The following is a 6,344-nucleotide window of genomic DNA, read 5'->3' as shown; positions in this document are numbered from 1 at the left end:
GGTTTGTCGATGTATATTTACGACAAACAATCGGGTGGTGTAACCGTTCGTCGTATCGAGCACAAAATGGGTATTATCGGTTCGCCAACCTGCGAGCTGGTATTCAAAGATGCTCCTGCCGAATTGGTCGGATCGCGTAAAATGGGATTGATCAAATACGTAATGGCATTGATGAACGGTGCTCGTTTGGGTATTGCAGCGCAGTCGGTAGGAGTTTGCGAAGCAGCTTACCGCGAAGCGATGGAATACGCCAAAGAACGTATGCAGTTCGGAAAAGCGATCATCAAATTCCCTGCAGTTTACGAAATGCTTTCGTTGATGAAAGCCAAATTGGATGCGTCGCGTACGTTGTTGTACGAAACTTCGCGTTTTGTTGATATGTACAAAACTTACATGCACATTGCCGAAGAGCGCAAACTGGAAAAAGATGAGCGCAACGAAATGAAAAAATACCAGCGTTTAGCCGATATCTTCACGCCGCTTGTAAAAGGTATGTCGAGCGAATACAGTAACCAGCTGGCTTACGATGCGGTACAGATTCACGGTGGTTCGGGTTTTATGAAAGACTACCCGGTTGAACGTATCTACCGCGATGCGCGTATTACTTCAATCTACGAAGGAACTACTCAGCTGCAGGTTGTTGCTGCTATCCGCGGTGTAACTACCGGCGGTTATCTGAACCAGATTCGTGCATACGAGGCTGAGAAAGTATCGCCAACACTGGAATACCTGAAGCGTACGCTTATCATCTTGACTGCCGATTACGAAGAAGCAGTTAAGAAAGTAACTTCTGCTGGCGACAACGAGTTTGTTGATCTCCATGCACGTCGTTTGGTTGAAATGGCAGGCCACATTATTATGAGCTACCTGTTGTTACTGGATACCAACCGCGAGGCTTCGTTCCTGAAATCGACCAAAAACTATGTTGCTTTTGCAAAAGCACAGGTTAAAGCACATGCCGAGTTTATCCGTGCATCGGAATTAAGCGACATGGGCGATTATAAATTTGAGTTGCAATAAAAGTTACGAGCCACGAGCTATTAGCTTTTAGCAAGAAATAATTAAGCCACTTTCCGGTTAACGGGAGGTGGCTTTTTGTTTGAAATTCCATAAAAGGAAAGACAGCTTTTTTCGTCCGGTATAACCAACAAGCACTTTCAGCGCTTTCGTTAACAGCCCCAAAGGGGCGAAGGCAATAACCCGGTGCGACTGACGAATGTCAGGAAGCGCCAGGAAGAAGAGAATGTAAATGCACTCGTCCGGCGAAGAAAGCCGATCAGCGTTTGTACGTTGCCCCGGACGAAAAAGCTCAGAAAAAAACAATTGCGCATTTGTTTTCTTTTGGGAATACTCCCAAAGCAAGAAACATGCGTTAGGGAGCCTTTGGGAGTACTCCCAACAGAGCCACAAAACAAAAGTCGAACAAGCAACATTCGTTATTTGTTAAAGAAGACAAGCGTAACCGCCTAAGGATTTACGCCTTATAAAACAAATAATTCAATGCCGGAAAAAATGAAAATTCGACAAACTATAATTGCACTGTTTGTTACTTCTTTGTTTTTATTTCCGACGTTACACAAGGCTGCTCTGGCCAGCTCAACTTTTAAACTGCAAAAAGGAAATACGCTTATTTACGGGCACAACCTCAACGAAGGCGATATTGGTGTGCCGGGGCTGGTGTTTATCAACAAACGCGGAATGTTTAAAACAGGCCGCACATGGACCGAAATCATTACACTGGCGCAGCTTAATCCCTCGTCGCTCAGCTGGATTTCACGCTACGGATCGGTTACCTTCAACAATTTCGGTAAGGACTTTCCGGATGGAGGAATGAACGAGGCAGGTTTATTCATTTGGGCGATGAACGAAGAGGCCGATTATCCGAGAAACGATAGTTTGCCCAAGCTAAACCAGATGAACTGGATGCAGTATATTCTCGATAATTTCTCAACTACAGAAGAGGCTATTCAAAGCGCCTCGGAATTTCAGATTGATGGCTGGAGCTGTCACTTTTTTGTAGGTGATGCCGATGGGAACACTGCCGCAATTGCCTTTATAAATGGCGAAGTAGTTGTACACTCGGGAGATGAAATGCCGGTTCCGGCGCTTTTTAATGCTCCGTATGATCGTGAGCTGGAGTTGCTGAAATATTTCCGTGGATTTGGTGGCGAGTACCAACCCAATGTTGAGGACCCGAATGTACCCCGTTTTGTGCGTACGGCTGTTATGATCGATAACTTTAAAAAAGATGACGACCCCGTTGATTATGGTTTTTACATGCTGAAAACCTTGCGTGTTTTCGACGATCCTGAATGGTCTATCCTCTTCGATGTGGCTAATCGTACGGTTCATTTTCGTACCCGTATGAATCCCGGAAGAAAGTCGCTGGCAATGGATGAGATTGATTTTAGTAACAGCGAACCGGCGCAGGTATTGAATATTGCCACTAGTTTGAAAGGCAATGTGCTGTCGTCGTTTGAATCCTACACCAAAAAAATTATACAGAATTTTATCAGGTTTGAGTTGTTGCCCGTTCTTCCCGAAGATTTTTATACGCATGGTGGATTAACCGGCAATGAGTTTACCGAGCGAATTGTTGATCATACTGATTCGTATGCCAATAACGCAAGCCACTTCTTTCTGGGAACGTGGAAAAGTGTACAAACAGGGGCGGAAGATGAGATTGATTTCTCCATTAAATTTCAGGTGAAAGGGAATGCTGTTACAGCCTCCATTGCGCAGGATGCCAAAGATGAACATTACGAGGTTGATAACCTAAGAATGACGGGTAATAAGTTCTGTTTTACATTTCAAACAAAGTCGGGTAAAATTCTGGAAGTTAAAGGTACTATTCAGGATGATGAAATGCATGTTAAACTTTTGGGTATCGAAGATTCTTATGGAGACTACACCCTAAAAAGAATGCATTGACTCATAGTCAAATAATATCGTACTCCCTTTTTGCGATTAAATTACATACGTTCGAAATTGATAAATGTCATAATGGCGAGTTAGGTAATTGTTTTTCAATGTGTTGTAAAAATCGTATATTTAAGTGATTGTGATACGTTCGAAAACCAAAATGAATTGAGCCTTATGCCTGAGCTTTTCATTAATAAAGCCAAACAATCAATCCTCGACAACCTGGAGAATGATAAATTCGGTGTTAGTGAATTGGCCGCCGAAATGGGATTGAGCCGTTCACAATTTCTACGCAAAATAAAATCAGTTACCGGAAAATCTGCCAACCAGTTTATTCGCGATATTCGTTTGGAAGAATCTATCGCTTTAATCGAAAAAGACGATCACACCGCCTCCGAAATTGCCTATAAGGTTGGATTTAGCAGTCCGTCGTATTTTAATAAATGTTTTCACGATAAATACGGATGTACACCGGGTGATTATAAAAAGCAAGCGGGGGAGGAAGCAGTTTCAGCGATTGAAACGGAAGCACCTCCAAAACCAAATAACCGAATGAAGGTGGTGGGAATGTTTTTGGTATTCATAATTGTAACGGTAGGATTTGGTTACTGGGGATCGAAGATGGCAAAACCTGCACAATCTGAACCCGAAGAAATAGCGATAGCCGTGTTGCCTTTTTTAGATCTGTCGGAAATGAATAACCGTTCGCATCTGGCTTTGGGATTAACCGATAACCTGATTACAGAACTTTCGAAAATGAAAGGATTTCGGGTAACTTCTAGGGGATCGGCAATGATCTTTCGCGACTCGGTACGAATATATTCTGAGATCGCAGAATACCTCGGGGCAGATCTGTTGCTGGAAGGCAGTGTGTTAACCGAAGACGACAGTATGCTCGTGAATGTGCAGCTGATAAATCCTTTTCCGGAGGAAGAACACATTTGGGCTAATCAATATTATCAGCGATCGACAAAGATATTGCAGGTGGTTAGCGACCTGAGTTATAATATTGCAACTGAAATCTTGAATGCGACCCAACCAGCACAGCCGCAGGAATTGCCTGAGGTAAATGGAGAAGCCCATGAATTGTACCAGAAAGGCAGAATGTTGTGGTTAACACAGGATATCAGGAAAGATAAAATGAAGGATGCCGTTGAATACCTTTCGTCATCTGTTGCGATCGACCCCGATTTTGCGCCGGCCTATTTAACCCTGGCCGAATGTTATATGGCGCTCGACCGCTTGGTTTATGACCATGCAGAAGAACAGGTTTATCGCTCAAACGCAAGGGCTGCAGTCGACAAAGCTTTGGAGCTGGATAACACGCTTGCTGATGCCTACACAACAAAAGCCAACCTCGTTGGTAAACTCGACTGGGATTGGGAGCAAATGAAAAAACTTGCTGAAAAGGCACTGGAACAGCAACCCAGTAATTCGGATGCTCATTTGGTTCTGTCGAACTATTATACGGTAAAGGGCGACTATAATAATGCAATTAGCGAGGCGTTAACCGCAAAGTCGTTAGACCCGTTGAATCCACGAACGCTAAGTTTTTTGGCCGAACGCTATTACATTGTAGGAGAGTACGAAAAGGCGGTTGATTCTTATCGCGAGGTGATTGAATTATTTCCAACTTTTGGTTTTGCCATGCACGGTTTGGGCTATGTATATCTGCAACAGGGAGCATTGGACAAAACCATTGAAATTTGGACCGAACTGCAGGATCTGATGCGGAATAAAGCTGTAGCCGAGTATTATAGAACAGGTGCTTCGTTTGAAGACTGTGTAAAATTTTATATGGATGGGGCATTAAAGGGACAAGATAAATACTGTTGTAACCAGGCCGTGGTATCTGGTTTATTTATGATGGTTGACGATCCTCAGGGGACTATTGATTATTTGAAAGTTGCCTACGAGGTTCGGAATGAAGACCTGCCTTTTGTATTGTCATACCCGCTTTATTATCCGCTGCATAATTATCCCGAATTTCAGAAACTGGTAAACGATATTGGTATTGTTTTACCACAAACGAATCCTCTTTAACTCATAACTCAAATTCTTATTTCATAGATTGATTGTATGCGGATGCTGCAAAATTATAAGAGGTGCGCCAATTTTTAAAGTTTATGCTTCATCGCTGATAAGTTGTAAAAGCCTTTTCATGGGAACTTTGTAGCATAAACTTTAAAACTAATTGTTATGAAAACTATGAAATTTTTTATTGCGCTCCTTACTGTTTGCTGTTTAATGGTTGGCAGTACTTACTCTCAAAATAAAAAGGATGTTTATAAAGTGACAGTTCCTGTTACAGATTTTAATCTAGATTGCATTGGTTTAGTTGATGGTGTTATAGATTACAGTTGGACGGATTTTGGTAATGGGAAAATCCAGGAAAAATACAAGGGCGTATTCTATGGCGCTGATGATACCTACTATTTAAGTCAGGTTTTTAACTGCAACTTATCCCGTTGGGGAATGGGAATCTCTCATAATGGAACCCAGACGTTAACAATGAGCATTGTAAGTGAATCAACAGGCATGGTAGTCGGAGAATATCATCATACGATACACGGAACAGAGGATGCAAATGAGAGATTGGTCGTATGGTTTGAAAGAGGGTGGTTTGAGTGCTATTAAATCGACCCTAATTAATTGATGATGATTATAACAGAATTCTCAAAAATCGAAGTATGAAAAAATCAATCTTAATAGTAATTGCAATTGCACTGGTTTTTGCCGGCTGCGAAAAGGACTTTGTTGAAGATCCAACCGACAACACTGAGCTAAAAAGTGGTAATTCAGGAAATGACAAACTAACCGGATTCGATCAGTGGGGATATAACTGGAATGCTCACCATTTTAATGGTTATCTGATGAATGCCTGGTTTGGCGATGAGCTTTATCCCGATGCTGATTGGTATAAAAAAGAGCCACCATTTGAAGGAGATGTAATTGCCTATCAGGAAGCACACCCCGAGGTACTTGATTATCCTTTTTGGGGGTATGGCGATATGAAACTGGTGATGCACTGGAATGAGGCCTGTATTTCCACCGAAGGAGTTTATCAGTATCCAATCCTTGATTCAGAAGCGTGGATTACTTTCCATTACAGCCAGGGTGAAGGCAAAAACAAGTGGTCGCAATACCAAAAATTTGTGGCAGCAAAATCCTCGTATATTCTAGAAATGATAGATCCGGTTAATGGTTTTGGTATTTGGTATACCGGAGAAGGAGAAGAAGTTGGTTACTACTACCTGTGGCCCGACCGTGTTTTAATTCAGGTTCAGAATGCTGGAAATATTCCTCCTTACTTGCTTGAAACTTATAAAAGTCCCTTGTTCCCGGGACTGGGTAAACACAAAAAATAGGCGTAAAATAATTCAACAGTATAACTTTTACTCATGAATTACGTATTCCTCCAT

The 6,344-nt window shown here is 42.1% G+C and carries 6 protein-coding genes; 5 read left to right on the top strand and 1 reads right to left on the bottom strand.

The annotated features are described in order from the left end of the window. Nucleotides 1-1,020: acyl-CoA dehydrogenase family protein (locus tag QZ576_RS18745; protein ID WP_297099890.1), on the top strand; the 1,020-nt coding region annotated here is incomplete at its 5' end. A gap of 57 nt (nt 1,021-1,077) precedes the next feature. Here QZ576_RS18745 and QZ576_RS18740 read toward each other — a convergent pair. Then, the gene (locus tag QZ576_RS18740; protein WP_297099888.1) at nt 1,078-1,362 is read right to left on the bottom strand and encodes a hypothetical protein; all 285 of its coding nucleotides are present in this window, start codon (nt 1,360-1,362) and stop codon (nt 1,078-1,080) included. 150 nt (nt 1,363-1,512) lie between these two features. Here QZ576_RS18740 and QZ576_RS18735 point away from each other — a divergent pair, with 150 nt between their 5' ends. From QZ576_RS18735 to QZ576_RS18720, 4 genes are all read left to right on the top strand, one after another. Beyond that, nucleotides 1,513-2,931, top strand: a complete 1,419-nt coding sequence (locus tag QZ576_RS18735; protein ID WP_297099887.1) for a hypothetical protein — start codon at nt 1,513-1,515, stop codon at nt 2,929-2,931. Nucleotides 2,932-3,096: 165 nt separating this feature from the next. After that, entirely contained in the window at nt 3,097-4,965 is a 1,869-nt protein-coding gene (locus QZ576_RS18730; protein ID WP_297099885.1) for a helix-turn-helix domain-containing protein, read from the top strand. 156 nt (nt 4,966-5,121) lie between these two features. After that, nucleotides 5,122-5,559, top strand: a complete 438-nt coding sequence (locus tag QZ576_RS18725; RefSeq protein ID WP_297099883.1) for a hypothetical protein — start codon at nt 5,122-5,124, stop codon at nt 5,557-5,559. A 53-nt stretch (nt 5,560-5,612) separates the two neighbouring features. Further along, nucleotides 5,613-6,290 (top strand): hypothetical protein, encoded by a 678-nt coding sequence (locus QZ576_RS18720; RefSeq protein WP_297099881.1) that lies wholly within the window; start codon nt 5,613-5,615, stop codon nt 6,288-6,290. Nucleotides 6,291-6,344 lie beyond the last annotated feature (54 nt).

Source organism: uncultured Draconibacterium sp., assembly GCF_913060805.1.
GTDB lineage: Bacteria > Bacteroidota > Bacteroidia > Bacteroidales > Prolixibacteraceae > Draconibacterium.
Note: the sequence above shows the minus strand (reverse complement) of the source record. Positions and strands in the feature narration are given on the sequence as shown.